This is a genomic window from Pseudomonas sp. Irchel s3a18 (assembly GCF_900187535.1).
Taxonomy (GTDB): Bacteria; Pseudomonadota; Gammaproteobacteria; order Pseudomonadales; family Pseudomonadaceae; genus Aquipseudomonas.
In genome coordinates this window covers 79,288-93,720 of sequence record NZ_FYDV01000009.1, presented here as the reverse complement: position 1 = coordinate 93,720, position 14,433 = coordinate 79,288, and the positions used below count along the sequence as shown (strand labels likewise).

The window sequence follows — 14,433 nt, the reverse complement described above, 5'->3', positions numbered from 1 at the left end:
CATCAAGCGATGCAAGTGATCCGTAATCTGAGTCTGGGCCTGGCGGTCTTGCTGATCGCCAGCTGCACCCGCTTTACCGGTGACGCCGGCCCGAACCTGCCGCGTCAGGCGCAGTGGGGCATTCTGCCCATGGTCAACTATTCGCAGACGCCACAAGCCGGCGAGCGCAGCGAGCAGATCCTGCTCAGTGCGATCAGCCGCCATGGACTGCAGCCCCGCGTCTACCCAGTCAGCACTCAAGGTGAGCAGGCCTTGATGGATGACAACGAACGTTTGGCTGGCGCCATGGACTGGGCGCGCGCCGAGCAGCTCGACTACGTGATCATGGGCAGTGTCGAGGAGTGGCAGTACAAAAGCGGTCTGGATGGCGAGCCGGCGGTGGGTGTCAGCCTGCGTGTGATGGACGTCCGCAGCGGCCGCGTGCTCTGGAGCAAAAGTGGGGCGCGGGCCGGTTGGTCCCGTGAAAGCCTTGCCGGCACGGCACAGCAGGTGATCGAACCGCTGGTTGATACCCTTCGGTTCGAGTGATTGCGATGAAATCTCCCTACATGGATTACAGCCTGGCGCCCCGTGCCAAAGGCCCGGTGTCCTGGCTGGAAACCCTGATCGTCACGGGACTGTTCATTGGCCTGGGGCTGTGGTTGATACCGGAAGACCCGCTGCAGATGCATGCCGCCTTTGCCTGGCCGGTATTGGCTCCGCTGTTGGCCGGTGTGCGCTATGGCTTTGCCCGGGGCCTGCTGAGCGCCAGTCTGTTGGTGATGACCTTGTTCATCCTGCGCGCTGCCGGGCTCGCCGCCTACGAACAGATCGAACCGTCATTCATTGTTGGCCTGTTGCTGTGCGGCATGTTGGTGGGGGAGGTGCACGATCTGTGGCAGCAGCGTTTGCAGCGCCTGCAGAGGGCCAACGACTACAGCCGGTCGCGTCTGGACGAGTTCACCTGCGCTCATCAGATTCTTCGGGTGTCCCATGACTTGCTGGAGCAGCGTGTGGCGGGCAGTGATCAGAGCCTGCGCAGTGCGTTGCTCGGCTTGCGGGAAAAGCTGCGGGTCATGCCCGGCGAAGGCGATGCAGTGACGCTCCTGGCCGGGCCGATCCTGGCGTTGCTGGGCCAGTACGGCTCACTGCGAGTGGCCGGGCTGTATCGAGTGGATGAGCACCGGACAAAGGTTCAGTCAGACGCACTGGCCACCATTGGGGCCATGGGGGATCTGGACACCGATGACGGCTTGATCAGGCTCTGCCTGGAGCGCGGCGAACTGATCAGCGTACGTCAGGAGTTGATCGATTCCGGCGGTCTGGCGCAGATCTACTCGCTGCAGGCCTGTGTGCCGCTGATCGATGCCGAAGGCCATCTGCTGGCGGTCCTGGCGATTCGGCAGATGCCATTCTTTGCCTTTCAGGAGCGGACCCTGAGCCTTCTGGCGCTACTGGCCGGACACATCGCCGACCTGTTGCGCGGTGATCGGCACGCGCTGCAATCGGTGGATGCCGATGCTCACCACTTCAGCCGGCAGCTCAAGCGCTGCCTTTCGGATAACCAGCAACATGGGCTCAATGCGTGTCTGTTCGGCCTGGAAATGACCCGCGCCAATGACCGGCTGGTGCGTCTGCTGGAGCGTCACCAGCGAGGTCTCGACGTGCAACTGCTAGTGCGTAATGGTCGGGGCAACCCGGTGCTGCTGATGCTGCTGCCCTTGACCGACAGGACAGGCGCCACCGGGTATCTCACACGCATTGGTGTGTTGTTGCATGAAGAGTTTGGTGTCGAGAGCGACCTGGCCAGCCTGGGGGTACAGGTCCTGGCCTGCAACCTGGAGCCTGACGACGATTGCGCCGGGTTACGTCATTTTCTATTCGACGAGTGTGGTTTGAATGATCAGCAAGTGGATGTTTAGCGCTGCCCTGGTGCTGGAAGCGGGAAGCTGGAGTCATTTGTGGTCGGCTTCGCCCGAGTGGCAACAGTGGCTGGTCTTCATTCCGGTTCATGGACTTGCCTGTGCGCTGCTGTGTGCGGCGGTGTGGCGGTCGTTGCCGGTGCGCTATCGTTCGCCGCTGCCCTGGAGTCCGTTGTTGATCTTCAGCCTGGCGTTCTTTGTGCCTGTGTTTGGCACCTTGGGGGTCATGGCGATTTTCCCGACGCTGCACGTGTCGCGCCAACGCGACAAACAGACCTGGCAATCCGTCACCATCCCCAAGCTGCCGTTCCTGGCCCAGGTCAACACGGGGTTGTCGACCTTTGCCGGGGGAGGGTTGCAGGATGTGTTGCGCCATGCACCGCAGCCAGAGCAGCGTTCGGCCGGCCTGCTGGCGACCCGGCGCATGGCAGGCCGGGAAGCGGTGCCTATCCTCAAGCTGGCATTGGGCGATCCAAGCGATGACGTGCGGTTGCTGGCGTACTCCATGCTCGACACGCTGGAGAGCGACATCAACCTGCGGATACAAACCGCCCTCGCGCAAGTGCCCGCTGCCACTGCACAAGCGGCAGGCGTACTGCACGCCACACTGGCGCGCTGGTACTGGGAGCTGGCCTATCTTGGGCTGGCCCAGGGCAGTGTGCTGGAGCACGTCCTCAATCAGGCCAGTGAGCATGCCGCACAAGGACTGCAGGCTGGGGAGGGCGGTGAGCTGTTCCTGCTGGCCGGGCGTATTGCCCTGGAGCGTGGCGATGTCGAGCGAGCCGACAAGCTGTTGAGCCTGGCTCAGGAGAGCGGCATAGACGAGGCCCACGTGTTGCCGTATCGCGCGGAACTGGCCTTCGTGGCCGGTCGTTACCATGAGGTGCTCGGGCTGTTGACCCGCCTGCCAGTGGACATGCAGCAGCGACCGCCATTCGCAGCCCTGGTGAGGAGCTGGACATGAGCCGCAAAGACGATGGGCCGCGCGCTGATATCTGCCTGTTGCTTGAAGGTACTTGGCCCTATGTCCGCGGAGGTGTGTCCAGCTGGATCCACCAGATGATTCTCGGTCTGCCGGACCTGACGTTCTCGGTGATGTTCATTGGCGGACAGCGTTCGGCTTACGCGAGCCGGCGCTATGAGATTCCGTCGAATGTTCTGCACATCGAGGAAGTCTTTCTGGAGGATGCCACCCGGCCCACCAGCACCAGGGCATTGCCGCGCAAGGCCTGCGAGCAGCAACTGTCCGACCTGTATCGCTTCCTGCACCACCCGGAAACGCCGGTCCCGGAGCTGGGCGAGTGCTTGCTCGATCTCATGGTCCAGGGGCACTTGACGCTGGACGATGTGTTGCGCAGCCGTGCCAGCTGGGCAGTGCTCAGCAGCGGCTATCGGCAGCACTGCAGCGCTCCGTCGTTCGTCAATTATTTCTGGACCTTGCGCTCCATGCAGTCGCCATTGCTGATGCTCGCCGAAGCCTCGCGGCGAATGCCACCGGCACGGGTGCTGCACGCCATCTCCACCGGTTATGCCGGGGTACTGGGCAGCATGCTCAAGAAGCGCTGGGGTTGTGCCTATCTGCTCAGCGAGCACGGTATCTATACCAAGGAGCGCAAAATCGATCTGGCCCAGGCCAGTTGGCTCGCCGAGAGTACCGAGCATGCCCTGAACGGGAGCCTGGATGCCGGCACGGGTTACCTCCGTGAGCTCTGGATACGCTTCTTCGAGCGCATCGGCCAACTGACCTACCACAGTGCCGACACTATCGTTGCGCTGTACGACGGCAATCGCCAACGGCAGATCCAGGACGGTGCCGACCCGGCCCGCACCCAGGTGATTCCCAACGGCATTGACCTGCCGCAATGGACGGCTGCCTTCAACGCACGCGCGCCCGGTATTGCCCCTGTGGTTGGCTTGATCGGTCGTGTGGTGCCGATCAAGGACGTCAAGACCTTCCTGCGAGCCATGCGGGGTGTGATCAGTGTCATGCCCCAGGTCGAAGGCTGGATTGTCGGGCCCGAAGAAGAGGACCCGGAATACGCCAGTGAGTGCCGCAGCCTGACGGCGAGCCTGGGGCTGGACGGCAAGGTGCGGTTCCTCGGTTTCCAACGCATCCAGGACATCCTGCCGCAGTTGGGCCTGATGGTCCTGACCTCGATCAGCGAGGCCCAGCCGCTGGTGATTCTGGAAGCCTGGGCCGCCGGAACACCGGTGGTCAGCAGCGACGTGGGGTCCTGCCGCGAGTTGATCGAAGGCGGCAGTGCCGAGGACCGCGACCTGGGATGTGGCGGGACGGTGGTGGCGATCGCCGACCCTCAGGCCACGTCTACAGCAATCCTTGGGTTGCTGAGAAACCCGCAGCGCTGGCAAGACGCGCAGACCAGCGGCCAGTTGCGGGTCAACCGTTACTACAGCCAGGCCTTGATGCTGCGCCGCTATCGCGATCTTTATCACGCCGCCATGGGGACCTGTTGAATGGCTGGAATAGGCTTTGAACTGCGCAGAATTCTCTCGCGCGACTCCTACACGGCGACCCTGCATGCCTACCTGTATGCCGGATTGATCAGTTCCGGCCCTTGGGTGCTGTCGATTGTCAGCGTGATGCTGGTCGGCAGCATCAGTCTGGGCTTGTTGCTGCCCGACGTGCTGGTTGGCCAGTTCCTGGTGACCGTGACCTACCTGATGGCCAGTTCGTTGATCCTGACCGGTGGCCTGCAGCTGTTTTTTACCCGTTTCGTTTCCGACCTTCTGTACGAACACCAGCACGAGCGGATATTGCCGAATCTGTTGGGGATCTTACTGTTGGTCACCCTCGGTGCCGGGTTGTTGGGGACCATCGTGCTGAGCCTGCTGTTCGACGAGTCGCTGATCTTCCGCGTGCTGGTGCTGTCAAACTTCGTCGTGCTCTGCAACCTGTGGCTGGTGATTATCTTTCTGTCCGGCATGAAGGCTTACAACCGGATTCTGCTGGTGATGCTGGTGGGCTATTCGCTGATGGTGGCCAGTGCCTATGCGCTGAGTTTCCTGCAGCTGCCGGGCTTGCTGCTGGCCCTGTTGATCGGTCACAGCGCGTTGCTGTTCCTGTATCTCTACGACATCCTGCGCGAATACCAGGCAGAGAAACTGATTGCCTTCGACTTCCTCGACCGCCGCCAGGTGTTTGTCAGCCTGCTCGTCACCGGCTTCTGTTACAACCTGGGTATCTGGGTCGACAAATTCCTGTTCTGGCTCAACCCCGGGACATCGAGTGAAATGGTCGGCCCGCTGCGCGCCTCGATTATCTATGACCTGCCTATCTTCCTCGCCTACCTGGCGATCATCCCCGGCATGGCGGTGTTTCTGGTGCGCATCGAAACCGATTTCGCCGAGTGGTGCGAACGGTTGTTTCAAGCCATTCGAGACGGTGAAACGCTGCAGTACATCGGTCAGCTGAAAACCGAGATGGTCCTGTCGATCCGCCAGGGCCTGCTGGAAATCTGCAAGGTGCAGGGCGTGACAGTGTTGCTGTTGTTCCTGTTCGCCCCGCGTTTGCTCGAGTGGTTGGGGCTGTCCAGTTACTACCTGCCACTGTTTCACATCGCCTTGATTGGCGTGAGTCTCCAGGTGGTGTTCATGGCCTTGCTCAATGTTTTCTTCTACCTGGACAAACGCATGATCGTTCTTGAATTGTGTGTCTGGTTCGTGGTGTTGAATACCGTGTTGACCCTGCTCAGCCAGTACCTTGGCCCCAGCTTCTTCGGCTATGGCTTTACGCTCTCGTTGCTGGTCTGTGTGCTCCTGGGACTGCACCGGCTTTCGAGGGTGCTGGAGGATCTGGAGTACGACACCTTCATGCTGTCGCATTGACGGTCGAGCATCACGTTTGTGAACAAACGCCTATCGATACGCCGCCTTATCAGCCACGTTCACAGGTATTCAGCATTACGCTTCGATTTTCAGCGCAACTGCGCCTCAATTCACAGCGGCCATGCCCGGGGGTATGCGTTACTGCAGGCCATTGTCAGCGCCGTGGTCGGCCCGTCACTGGCGGCGGCCCCGTTTGCCGCCGCGTCCTGACTACCCCCGCGAGCCCATCGCGAGGCCGATGTTGATGCGAGAGAGTTGGACACGGCCGTTCCAGCCTTGCGCAAGATCAGCAGTGGAGCAAGACAACGCGTGCCAGGTGCCGCAGTGGAGCAGGTGTCATGAATTGGGTCGTCGAACACGCGCGCAGCGTCAGGATCGGTTGTTGGTTAGTGGTGGCGGTGCTGTCCCTGGCTGCCTTGCAGGGGCTTGTGCATCAGTACCAACTGCAGCGTGAGTTGTTGCTCGCCGGGCAGCATGCGGCGCTGGTGGAGCGTACTGATCGAGCCTTCTCGGGTCTGGTGAAGCAACTCTCCATCCATGATTTGCATCAGTCGGTGTTGTGGGCCAACTTACCGACGGATACTTGCCTGCCGAACGATGGCATTACCCGTCGGGAGCGGGTCAGTGCGGCGCTGGCCCGGAACATGCCTGAGCTCAAGCAGCAACTGCTGAATGTGCCGCGTGCGATGGCAGACAGCATGCCCGCTATGAACTCGCCGCACATGAGCTTGAACGAAGGCATGATCCGCTTGCTCAGCCGACAAGTCGTCGGCTACGCCTGCATGGGTGATTTGGCCTTGATACGGGAGACGCAGACCGATTTGCCACCGCTGCCTTTACCTGCGCGACCTGACCTGGCGATGGCGTTCGGCGATGGCATTGTCTTGCATGTCGCCATGACCCAAGGGCGCAATCCCGGCTTGTATTTCGACATTCATATGGACCTGGCCTCAGGCAAGGTCGAGTTCCTGGCCTGCTCTGCCGAGCGCTGGAGGGCGCTGGCCCCCCCAGCGTTTGTCTCTGCGTCTGTGGTGGACGAGGGTGTAGACGTGGCAGCGGGCGGCGAGCGATTTATCCGGCGTCTGGTGGACCCCCAGCACGAGTTGCAACTGATTTACTACAGTGAGCCGCTGATCTCGAATTACCTGGCGCTGTTCGTGCGAATCAATAGCTTTCCATTGATATTGCTCGCCGGGTTGCTCCTCTGTTTGCCGTTGATCGGTCTACTGCTGGTGCATCTGGTCGATGTCAGCGTGGGGCATCACCAGGCGGCCACCCGTGACTTTCTTACCGGTGCCTACAACCGGCGTGCGTTGATGGTGCTGGGCGAGCGCGAACTGAGCCGCGCCGTCCGCAACGGTCGTCCGCTGAGCGTGTTGCAGCTGGACATCGACCATTTCAAGCGGATCAACGATACCTATGGCCATGATGGTGGTGACCAGGTGTTGAAATTTTTCGTGCGCCAGCTGGAGCGGATCATCCGCCAGCATGACGTGCTCGCCCGCATGGGCGGCGAGGAGTTTGTCATCCTGCTGCCGGACACCAATCTGGAGGGTGCCCGGCTGCTGGCGGAGCGTCTGCTGAAAACGCTGCGCAAGGCCCCCTTGAGCCATGAAGGGCAGTGCATTGGCGTGACGTGCAGCCTGGGTGTCAGCACGTGGCGCGGTGCCGGCGACAGCCTCGAGGCGTTGCTGATTCGCGCCGACCAATTGCTGTACCAGGCCAAGCAACAGGGGCGCGATCGCTATGTCTGCGACATCAGCCAGGTGCCTGTATCGCCCAGCTGTGCCTGAGCCCTGCCTTGATTGATTGAACAGCGTCCCGGCCGGGCTTGCTTCAAGGCGTCCAATCCACCTCATGCTCATCCAGGTACGCATCCACCGCCGCGCCCACCGTCGGGTGGAACACCTCGCTGCCGATGCGCTCCAGCACTTCCAGGCGTAGCAGCTTGTCCTTGACCGGGTCTTTCATCTCGGCAAATCGCAGTTCGACGCCCATGGCGCGCAGGGCTTGTTCCAGCTCCACCAGCATGTCCGCCGAGGTCACGTCCACGCTGGTGACCGGTTCTGCGGTCACGACCACCCGGCGCACGGGTGTCGGGGACTGGGCGACGGCTTCCATCACGCAGTTCTGGAACAGTTCGGCATTGGCGAAGAACAGCGGTGCGTCCCAGCGGAACAACACCAAGCCCGGGGCGCGGCGGGCGTGGGGGTAGCGCGAGATGTCGTGATAACCGCGAATCCCGTCGACGCGGCCAAGCACGGCGAAATGCGGACGCCAGCCGTCCCAGAGGAATTCGATCACCGCCGCCACCACCGCCAGGCCGATACCGGGTACCGCGCCGAGCACGGCGACGCCGACGAAGCAGGTGACCGACAGCCAGAACTCCCAGCGCTGAATGCGGTAGATGCGCCGCAGGTCCTTGAACTCAAAGAGGCCGATGGCGGCGGCGATCACCACCGCGGCCAGGGCGCTGTTGGGCAGGTGCTGCAGGAGGTTGGGGCCGAACAGCAGCAACAGCGACACACCCACGGCGCCGAACACGCCGGTGAGCTGGGTCTTGGAACCGGCCGCCTCGGCCACCGGGGTGCGCGAGGAGCTGCTGCTGATGGGAAAGCCCTGGAACAGTCCCGCGGCCAGGTTGGCAGCGCCCAGGCCGATCATTTCCTGATTCGGGTCGACGTGGGTGCGGGTCCGCGCGGCGTAGGTGCGCGACAACACGCTGGTGTCGGCGAAGGACACCAGCGCCACGGCGAAGCCGCCTATCAGTACGGTGCTCAGGTCGGTCAGTGTCAGCCAGGGCAGACTGAAACCCGGCAGGCCCTCGGGTAGGGGACCCAGCACCTTGAGGTCATGGGCCGCGTCCAGACTCAGGCCGCCAACCACCAGGGTGGCGGCGACCACCGCGATGAGGATGCCAGGTACGCGGTCAAAGCGCGCAAGCAGCAGGATGAGCGCCAGCGTGCCGATGCCGATGGCGAAGGCCATCCAGTTAGCCTGCCCCGCAAGCAGAGCCTGGCTGAGGGCCAGGATGTCGCGCAGCGGACCGCTGCTGTCGATGGAGATGCCGAACAGCTTGGGCGTCTGGCTGATCAGCACGGTGAAGGCGATGCCGTTCATGTAGCCATAGCGGATCGGCTTGGACAGCAATTCGGTGATGAAACCCAGGCGCAGCAGCCCGGCGCCGATGCAGACCAGGCCCGACACCAGGGCCATGGCGCTGGCCAGCGCGATGGCACGCATGGGGTCGCCACCGGACAGCGGCAGGACCACGGCGATGATGATGGCCGCCAGCGCCGAGTCGGGGCCCAGTACCAGGATGCGGCTGGGGCCGAACAGGGCATAGGTCAGCAGCGGAATGATCGTGGCGTACAGGCCGTAGATGCCCGGCACCCCCGAGGCCTCGGCATAGGCGATGCCCACCGGGATCAGCATGGTGGTCAGCACCAGGCCGGCAATCAGGTCCTTCGGCAGCCAGCCGGGCTGGTAGCTGCGCATCAATTGCAGCCCAGGCAGCCAGCGTTGCCAGCCGGACAGGCCACGGTTCTGAGGGGGCGTTGCTTGCCCGGGTTCGGAGGGCTGGACTTCGCTCATGGCGACGTTTTCCTTGGGTCGATAGGGTTCAGGCGCTCACAGCCTCTGGTATGAAGAAATAGGCCAGGCCGAGGATCAGGTACACCGCCAGTAACTGTACGCCTTTGAGCCAGTCCGATCGCCCGTCGGCCGCCACCTGGCCGGTAATCAGCACGGCCAGCAGCACGCTGAGCACCAGGCCGCCGGGGAAGGCCAGGTCCATGGGCGTTGCACCGATAGCATAGCTGGCCAGGACCAGGACGGGGGCGACGAACAGGGCGACCTGAATGCTGGAGCCGATGGAGATCGAAAGTGCGAGGTCCATGCGATTTTTTCGGGCGGCGGAAATCGCGGAAAAATGCTCGGCCGCGTTGCCGAGTATCGCGACAATGAACACCCCGACGAACAGGTTGCTCAGGCCCAGTTGATGGGCGCTCGGCTCGATGGCGGCCACCAGGATTTCACTGATCCAGGCGATCATCAGGGTGGCTGCCGCCAGTACCAGCAACGCTTTTTTCATCGACCAGAGGGGCGGCATGCTCGCATCGCGCACCACCGGTTCCCCGGCAAACAGGCTTTTGTGGGTGACCAGCGAGTACACCAGGAACAGCCCGTACACCAGCAACAGGACCAGGGAGATGTACAGGCTTAACGCCTGCGGCGCGCTAGGGACACGGGAGGCCACTACTGAACTGAGGATCAGGGCAATGGTTGCCAGGGTCAGCAAGGTGGCCTGGGAGCGGGCGGCGGAGGCATTGAAGTGCTGCTCCTTGTGCCCCAGCCCCCCGGCGAGCATGGCGGCGCCCAGCACCAGCAGGATATTGCCGATGATGGAGCCGACGATGGAGGCTTGCACCACGTCGTGCAAACCGGCGCGCAGTGCACTGAGGGCGATGATCAGTTCGGTGGCGTTGCCGAACGTGGCATTGAGCAGTCCGCCCACGCCCTCGCCGGAGCGCTCCGCCAGTTGCTCGGTAGCCCGGCCCAGCCAGCCGGCCAGCGGCACGATGGCCAGCGCGGCGGTCAGGAAGATCAGCAGGTGCTGCTGCGGTACCAGGAACTCCAGGAGGATGGCACCGGGGATGAAGAGCAGCATCCAGTAGAGCATTGACTTACCTCGCAAGCGGCGCCGGTCATGGGAAATGGCTGGCAGTGGCTGGTTGTTCTGATGGTTCGAATCCGTTTCGCACGCATCGTTGATGCCAGCCGCCGGTGGCGATGGCCCGCGAAAGGGTACTGGAGCACCGGTAGCGCCCCTCTGATATTTATCAACGAACCGCCAACTGCCTGAGGTTGCCGACGTACACCAGGAAACGACCGGCACCTGCCGACAGCCTTGGGGCGGCAGGGAAGGCAAGATGTGCTCAGGGCTAACGGAAAGCCTAGCAGTCGTTTTGCCTGGCAGGCAGCTGTCGTTGACGCCGTGTTGTGTTCCGCCAGGCCTGGCCGGCTCCGGTCGCCGCCGGGTTGAGACGCTCAGGCAGCCCCCAGGGTTTTCACCTAATCTGCCGCAGCGGGCGGTCTTCCTGGTGGTATCCGACGGCCCTGCATCGCGTCATGCAAACACAGACAAAAGGAGCGCTTCACATGCTGCACATGGACTGGCTCGACCAACACATGGATCAGTGCGCCACGATGGCCGAATGGTTGTATCGGCAATTCAGCTACGAATATGCACGGCAGTCTCTTTCCGATTGGCAACGTGAGTTCGCTGATGGGCAGCGTGACGGCAGCTGGAAGTCGTTGATCGTCCTGGACCGAGGGCAACTGCTGGGTGGCGCGGCCCTTGCCAGCGACGATCTGCCTGACCGGCCGGAGTTGGGCCCGTGGCTGGCCTGTGTGTTCATCACCCCTCAAGCCCGAGGGAAAGGGCTCGCAGCGCAGTTGATCGAAGGTATCTGCGACCACGCCAGGGAAACCGGCATCCCGACCCTGTATTTGCACACCCACGACCAACGTGATTATTACGCCCGGCGCGGCTGGAAAGTCATGGAGCGATTCGAGGCATGGGGCAAAGAGCAGTGGCTGATGTCGCGGGACTTATAGCGTCAACCCGCGCAACCTCATGGCTGCGCAGATACTCTCGCCACAACAGCCCTGCCTGCCCCTGGCTATTGCCGATCGCCGGGCCCTGGTCTCAAGGCCCGACGGCATTCAACGCCCGTGCTGCGACAACGTCGGAAACAACGCATGCTCCATGGGCGCGCCCGGCGCCAGGCTTTCCTGCAGCCCGGGAAAGTCGGGGGAAGTGGCCCAGGCCCTGGGCGCATGCCTGACGTCGTCACCGATGACCCGCACCGAAAACGCGCGACGGCGGTGTTGCCCGCCGACGCCTGCGGAGGCGTGCAAGGTCAGCATGTTGAAGCACACCATGTCCCCCGGTTCCAGTGCCCAGCCGAGGATGGGATAGTCCTGGCGGTGGTTCTCGATGTCCGGCAGTTCGTCCAGGGTGCCCTCGGCAAACCATTTGGCCTGGCTGTCCATGAAGGTGCGGGGCATCAGCCAAGGACCCTTGTGCGAGCCGGCGATGAACTCCAGGGTCGACTCCCTGGACACCGGGTCGACGGGAATCCAGAAGCTGACGGTGTCCGAGCCGCTGATGTTGTAGTAGGGCTGGTCCTGGTGCCAGGGCGTACGCTGGCGGGTATTGGGTTCCTTGACCAGCAAGTGGTCGTGGTGCAGGCGCACCTGTTGGCTGTCCAACAACGCGGCGGCGATGGGGGCGATGGCAGAGTTGAAGATGAAGTCGCGGTAGTGCGCGTTCTCCTGCCAGTTGCAGAAGTCCTCGAAAAACCAGCCCGGGTCCGAAGCGCTGCTGGCCACTTTGGCGCGGGGGCTGGGGCGGGCAAGGTTGCGTTCGATACCCTGGGTCAACTGGCTGATTTGCTGTGCGGTGAACGCGTTACGGATGCACACCGCGCCATGGGCCTGAAAGGCACGCACGGCCTCATCGCTCACGGGGCAGGCAAAACCGGACTCACCGAATGGGATCATGTCGTTCATGGCCTGGCCTCACTCACCGTAAATGTCGAAGTTGAAGTACTTCTTCGCGATCTGGTCGTACTCGCCGGACTGGCGAATGCTGGCAAGGGCCGTGTTCAACTGCGCCTTGAGTTCGGGCTCGTTTTTACGCACACCGATGGCCACCCCGTCGCCGATGATGCTCTTGTCGGTGATGGGCGCGCCTGCAAAGGCGAAGGCCTGGCCCTGGGGCTTTTGCAGCAGACCGACATCGGCCTGTACCGAAGCCTGGAACGTTGCATCCAGGCGCCCGTTGATCAGGTCGGAAAACACCTGGTCCTGGGTCTGGTAGGTCAGGATGCTGACCCCCTGGTTGCCCCAGTGCGAGCGGGCGAAGCTTTCATGCAGCGTGCCCTGGACTACCCCCACCGACTTGCCCTTGAGGGACTCGGCCGTGGGCAGCAGGCCGCTGTCCTTGCGGGCGACGAGCGAGGACGGGGCTGTGTAGATCCGGTCGCTGAAATCGACCTGCTGGCGCCGCGCCGCGGTGGCGCTGAAGGCCGACAGGATGGCGTCGAATTTCTTCGCCTTCAACCCCGGGATCATGCCGTCGAAGGTCTGTTCGACCCAGATGCACTTGACCTGCAACTCGGCGCACAGGGCATTGCCCAGGTCGATATCGAAACCGCTCAGCGAGCCGTCGGGCTGCTTCTGTTCGAAAGGCGGGTAGCTGGGGTCGACGCCGAACTTGATCACCGGCTGCGCCTGGGACAGCGGGGCGAAGATCAACCCGAGCAACATCAGGGTAGAGCGGAGTTTGCGTGGCTGCATGATGACCTCTTTTATTATGGTTTTTCACGGTTTGGCAGGTCTGGGTTCAAGGGTTGAGCGGTAAGAAGGCCTCGGTCAACTTGACCCAGAAGCCAGCGCCGCGCAGCAGGATCTCGTCGTTGAAGTCATAGCGAGGGTCGTGGGCCATACAGCTCTTCTCACCGTCGCCGTTGCCGATAATCAGGTAGCAGCCCGGGCATTGCTGCAGGAAATAGGCGAAATCCTCACTGCCATTGAAGGGCGCGATGTCGTTCATGACTTCGTCCGCACCCAGCCAGTCGGTGGCCACCTGGCTGGCGAACCGGGTCATGTGCGCATCGTTGATCAGCAACGGGTAGTCGGCACTGTAGTCAATTTCGGCGCTCGCGCCGAATGCCTGGGCCTGGGCGTGAATCAGTTGCTTGATCTGGCTCTCCAGGCGGTCCCTGACCGTGTTGTCCAGTGCCCGCACCGAAATCAGCATGTGGGCGCTGTCCGCAATCACATTGGAGGCCTTGCCGGCGTTGACCGCCCCGACGGTGATCACGCTCATTTCCTGCGGCGACACATTGCGCGAGACGATGGTCTGCAAGGCCATGATGATGCTGGCGCAGACCACCACCGGGTCGACGGTCAGGTGGGGCATCGCGCCATGGCCGCCCTTGCCGTGGATCGTGACATTGACCTGGTCGGCGGAGGCCATGAACGGCCCGGCCCGGAACCCGAGTTTGCCGGTGGGGTAGCCCGGCATGTTGTGCGCGGCGAACACCGCATCGCAGGGGAACTGTTGCAGCACGCCTTCCTGGATCATTCTGCGGGCGCCGGCCAGGCCTTCCTCGGCCGGCTGGAAAATCAGGTGCACGGTGCCATCGAACGGGTGGTCGTGGGCCAGGGCGTAGGCGGCGGCGAGCAGCATGACCGTGTGCCCGTCGTGGCCGCAGGCGTGCATTTTTCCCGGTATCCGGCTGGCGTAGGGCAGGCCGGTCTTCTCCAGGATGGGCAACGCGTCCATGTCCGCCCGGATGCCGATCACCCGGGTACCGGTGCCTTTCTTCAGGGTGCCGATGACGGCGGTTTCAGCCAGGCCACGGGTCACTTGGTAGCCCCACTTGAGCAAGCGTTCGGCGACCAGCTGGCTGGTCTCGACTTCCTGATAGCCCAGTTCGGGGTTGGCATGGATCCGGTGGCGCAGTTCGCGCATTTCGTGCTCAATCTCTTGCAGCAGCGTGATGGACTCGGACATGGGCAGCGTTTTCCTTGATGATCGGGAGGCCCAACCCGGCTGTCGCCCGCACCGCAACCTGTGCCAGGGTTCACGACAGCCTGCGTTTGGGCGAACCTT

12 protein-coding genes are annotated in these 14,433 nt (G+C 62.7%); 7 read left to right on the top strand and 5 right to left on the bottom strand.

What is annotated here, in order from left to right; genetic code table 11:
* Positions 1-9: 9 nt before the first annotated feature.
* The 6 genes from CKW29_RS14655 (at position 10) to CKW29_RS14630 (ending at position 7,540) form a co-directional block, all read left to right on the top strand.
* Positions 10-528 (top strand): penicillin-binding protein activator LpoB, encoded by a 519-nt coding sequence (locus CKW29_RS14655; protein WP_095148748.1) that lies wholly within the window; start codon positions 10-12, stop codon positions 526-528.
* 5 nt (positions 529-533) lie between these two features.
* The gene (locus CKW29_RS14650; protein WP_256584915.1) at positions 534-1,901 is read left to right on the top strand and encodes a PelD GGDEF domain-containing protein; all 1,368 of its coding nucleotides are present in this window, start codon (positions 534-536) and stop codon (positions 1,899-1,901) included.
* On the top strand, positions 1,879-2,865 hold the full coding sequence (locus CKW29_RS14645) for a transporter (RefSeq protein WP_095148746.1): 987 nt from the start codon (positions 1,879-1,881) through the stop codon (positions 2,863-2,865). Before CKW29_RS14650 ends, CKW29_RS14645 begins: the two co-directional genes overlap by 23 nt.
* The gene (gene pelF / locus CKW29_RS14640; protein ID WP_095148745.1) at positions 2,862-4,376 is read left to right on the top strand and encodes a GT4 family glycosyltransferase PelF; all 1,515 of its coding nucleotides are present in this window, start codon (positions 2,862-2,864) and stop codon (positions 4,374-4,376) included. Before CKW29_RS14645 ends, pelF begins: the two co-directional genes overlap by 4 nt.
* Positions 4,377-5,747 carry an exopolysaccharide Pel transporter PelG gene (gene pelG, locus CKW29_RS14635; protein ID WP_095148744.1) on the top strand — a complete coding sequence of 457 codons (1,371 nt, stop codon included), beginning with the start codon at positions 4,377-4,379 and terminating at the stop codon, positions 5,745-5,747.
* Positions 5,748-6,085: 338 nt separating this feature from the next.
* Entirely contained in the window at positions 6,086-7,540 is a 1,455-nt protein-coding gene (locus tag CKW29_RS14630) for a GGDEF domain-containing protein (RefSeq protein WP_095148743.1), read from the top strand.
* A 43-nt stretch (positions 7,541-7,583) separates the two neighbouring features.
* On the opposite strand, the gene CKW29_RS14625 is transcribed toward CKW29_RS14630, so the two are convergent.
* Positions 7,584-9,341: a SulP family inorganic anion transporter gene (locus tag CKW29_RS14625; protein WP_095148742.1), complete on the bottom strand. Its 1,758-nt coding sequence runs from the start codon at positions 9,339-9,341 to the stop codon at positions 7,584-7,586.
* A 28-nt stretch (positions 9,342-9,369) separates the two neighbouring features.
* Entirely contained in the window at positions 9,370-10,428 is a 1,059-nt protein-coding gene (cax, locus tag CKW29_RS14620; protein WP_095148741.1) for a calcium/proton exchanger, read from the bottom strand.
* Positions 10,429-10,907: 479 nt separating this feature from the next.
* On the opposite strand from cax, the gene CKW29_RS14615 reads away from it, so the two are divergent.
* Complete coding sequence (locus tag CKW29_RS14615; RefSeq protein WP_095148740.1) at positions 10,908-11,366, top strand: GNAT family N-acetyltransferase; 459 nt, start codon at positions 10,908-10,910, stop codon at positions 11,364-11,366.
* A 108-nt stretch (positions 11,367-11,474) separates the two neighbouring features.
* Here CKW29_RS14615 and CKW29_RS14610 read toward each other — a convergent pair whose 3' ends face one another.
* The 3 genes from CKW29_RS14610 to CKW29_RS14600 are packed head-to-tail and all read right to left on the bottom strand — an operon-like array spanning position 11,475 to position 14,334.
* Positions 11,475-12,323 carry a phytanoyl-CoA dioxygenase family protein gene (locus CKW29_RS14610; RefSeq protein WP_095148739.1) on the bottom strand — a complete coding sequence of 283 codons (849 nt, stop codon included), beginning with the start codon at positions 12,321-12,323 and terminating at the stop codon, positions 11,475-11,477.
* Positions 12,324-12,332: 9 nt separating this feature from the next.
* Complete coding sequence (locus CKW29_RS14605) at positions 12,333-13,112, bottom strand: ABC transporter substrate-binding protein (protein WP_095146404.1); 780 nt, start codon at positions 13,110-13,112, stop codon at positions 12,333-12,335.
* Between the two features lie 46 nt (positions 13,113-13,158).
* A complete protein-coding gene (locus CKW29_RS14600; RefSeq protein ID WP_095148738.1) occupies positions 13,159-14,334 on the bottom strand; it encodes a M20 aminoacylase family protein in 1,176 nt (391 codons plus the stop codon).
* Between the last annotated feature and the right edge of the window lie 99 nt (positions 14,335-14,433).

Excerpts from the sequence above, each read along its gene's own strand:
- CKW29_RS14655 (WP_095148748.1), top strand. The coding sequence starts at position 10 with ATGCAAGTGATCCGTAATCTGAGTCTGGGCCTGGCGGTCTTGCTGATC.
- CKW29_RS14650 (WP_256584915.1), top strand. The coding sequence starts at position 534 with ATGAAATCTCCCTACATGGATTACAGCCTGGCGCCCCGTGCCAAAGGC.
- CKW29_RS14645 (WP_095148746.1), top strand. The coding sequence starts at position 1,879 with ATGATCAGCAAGTGGATGTTTAGCGCTGCCCTGGTGCTGGAAGCGGGA.
- pelF (WP_095148745.1), top strand. The coding sequence starts at position 2,862 with ATGAGCCGCAAAGACGATGGGCCGCGCGCTGATATCTGCCTGTTGCTT.
- pelG (WP_095148744.1), top strand. The coding sequence starts at position 4,377 with ATGGCTGGAATAGGCTTTGAACTGCGCAGAATTCTCTCGCGCGACTCC.
- CKW29_RS14630 (WP_095148743.1), top strand. The coding sequence starts at position 6,086 with ATGAATTGGGTCGTCGAACACGCGCGCAGCGTCAGGATCGGTTGTTGG.
- CKW29_RS14625 (WP_095148742.1), bottom strand. The coding sequence starts at position 9,341 with ATGAGCGAAGTCCAGCCCTCCGAACCCGGGCAAGCAACGCCCCCTCAG.
- cax (WP_095148741.1), bottom strand. The coding sequence starts at position 10,428 with ATGCTCTACTGGATGCTGCTCTTCATCCCCGGTGCCATCCTCCTGGAG.
- CKW29_RS14615 (WP_095148740.1), top strand. The coding sequence starts at position 10,908 with ATGCTGCACATGGACTGGCTCGACCAACACATGGATCAGTGCGCCACG.
- CKW29_RS14610 (WP_095148739.1), bottom strand. The coding sequence starts at position 12,323 with ATGAACGACATGATCCCATTCGGTGAGTCCGGTTTTGCCTGCCCCGTG.
- CKW29_RS14605 (WP_095146404.1), bottom strand. The coding sequence starts at position 13,112 with ATGCAGCCACGCAAACTCCGCTCTACCCTGATGTTGCTCGGGTTGATC.
- CKW29_RS14600 (WP_095148738.1), bottom strand. The coding sequence starts at position 14,334 with ATGTCCGAGTCCATCACGCTGCTGCAAGAGATTGAGCACGAAATGCGC.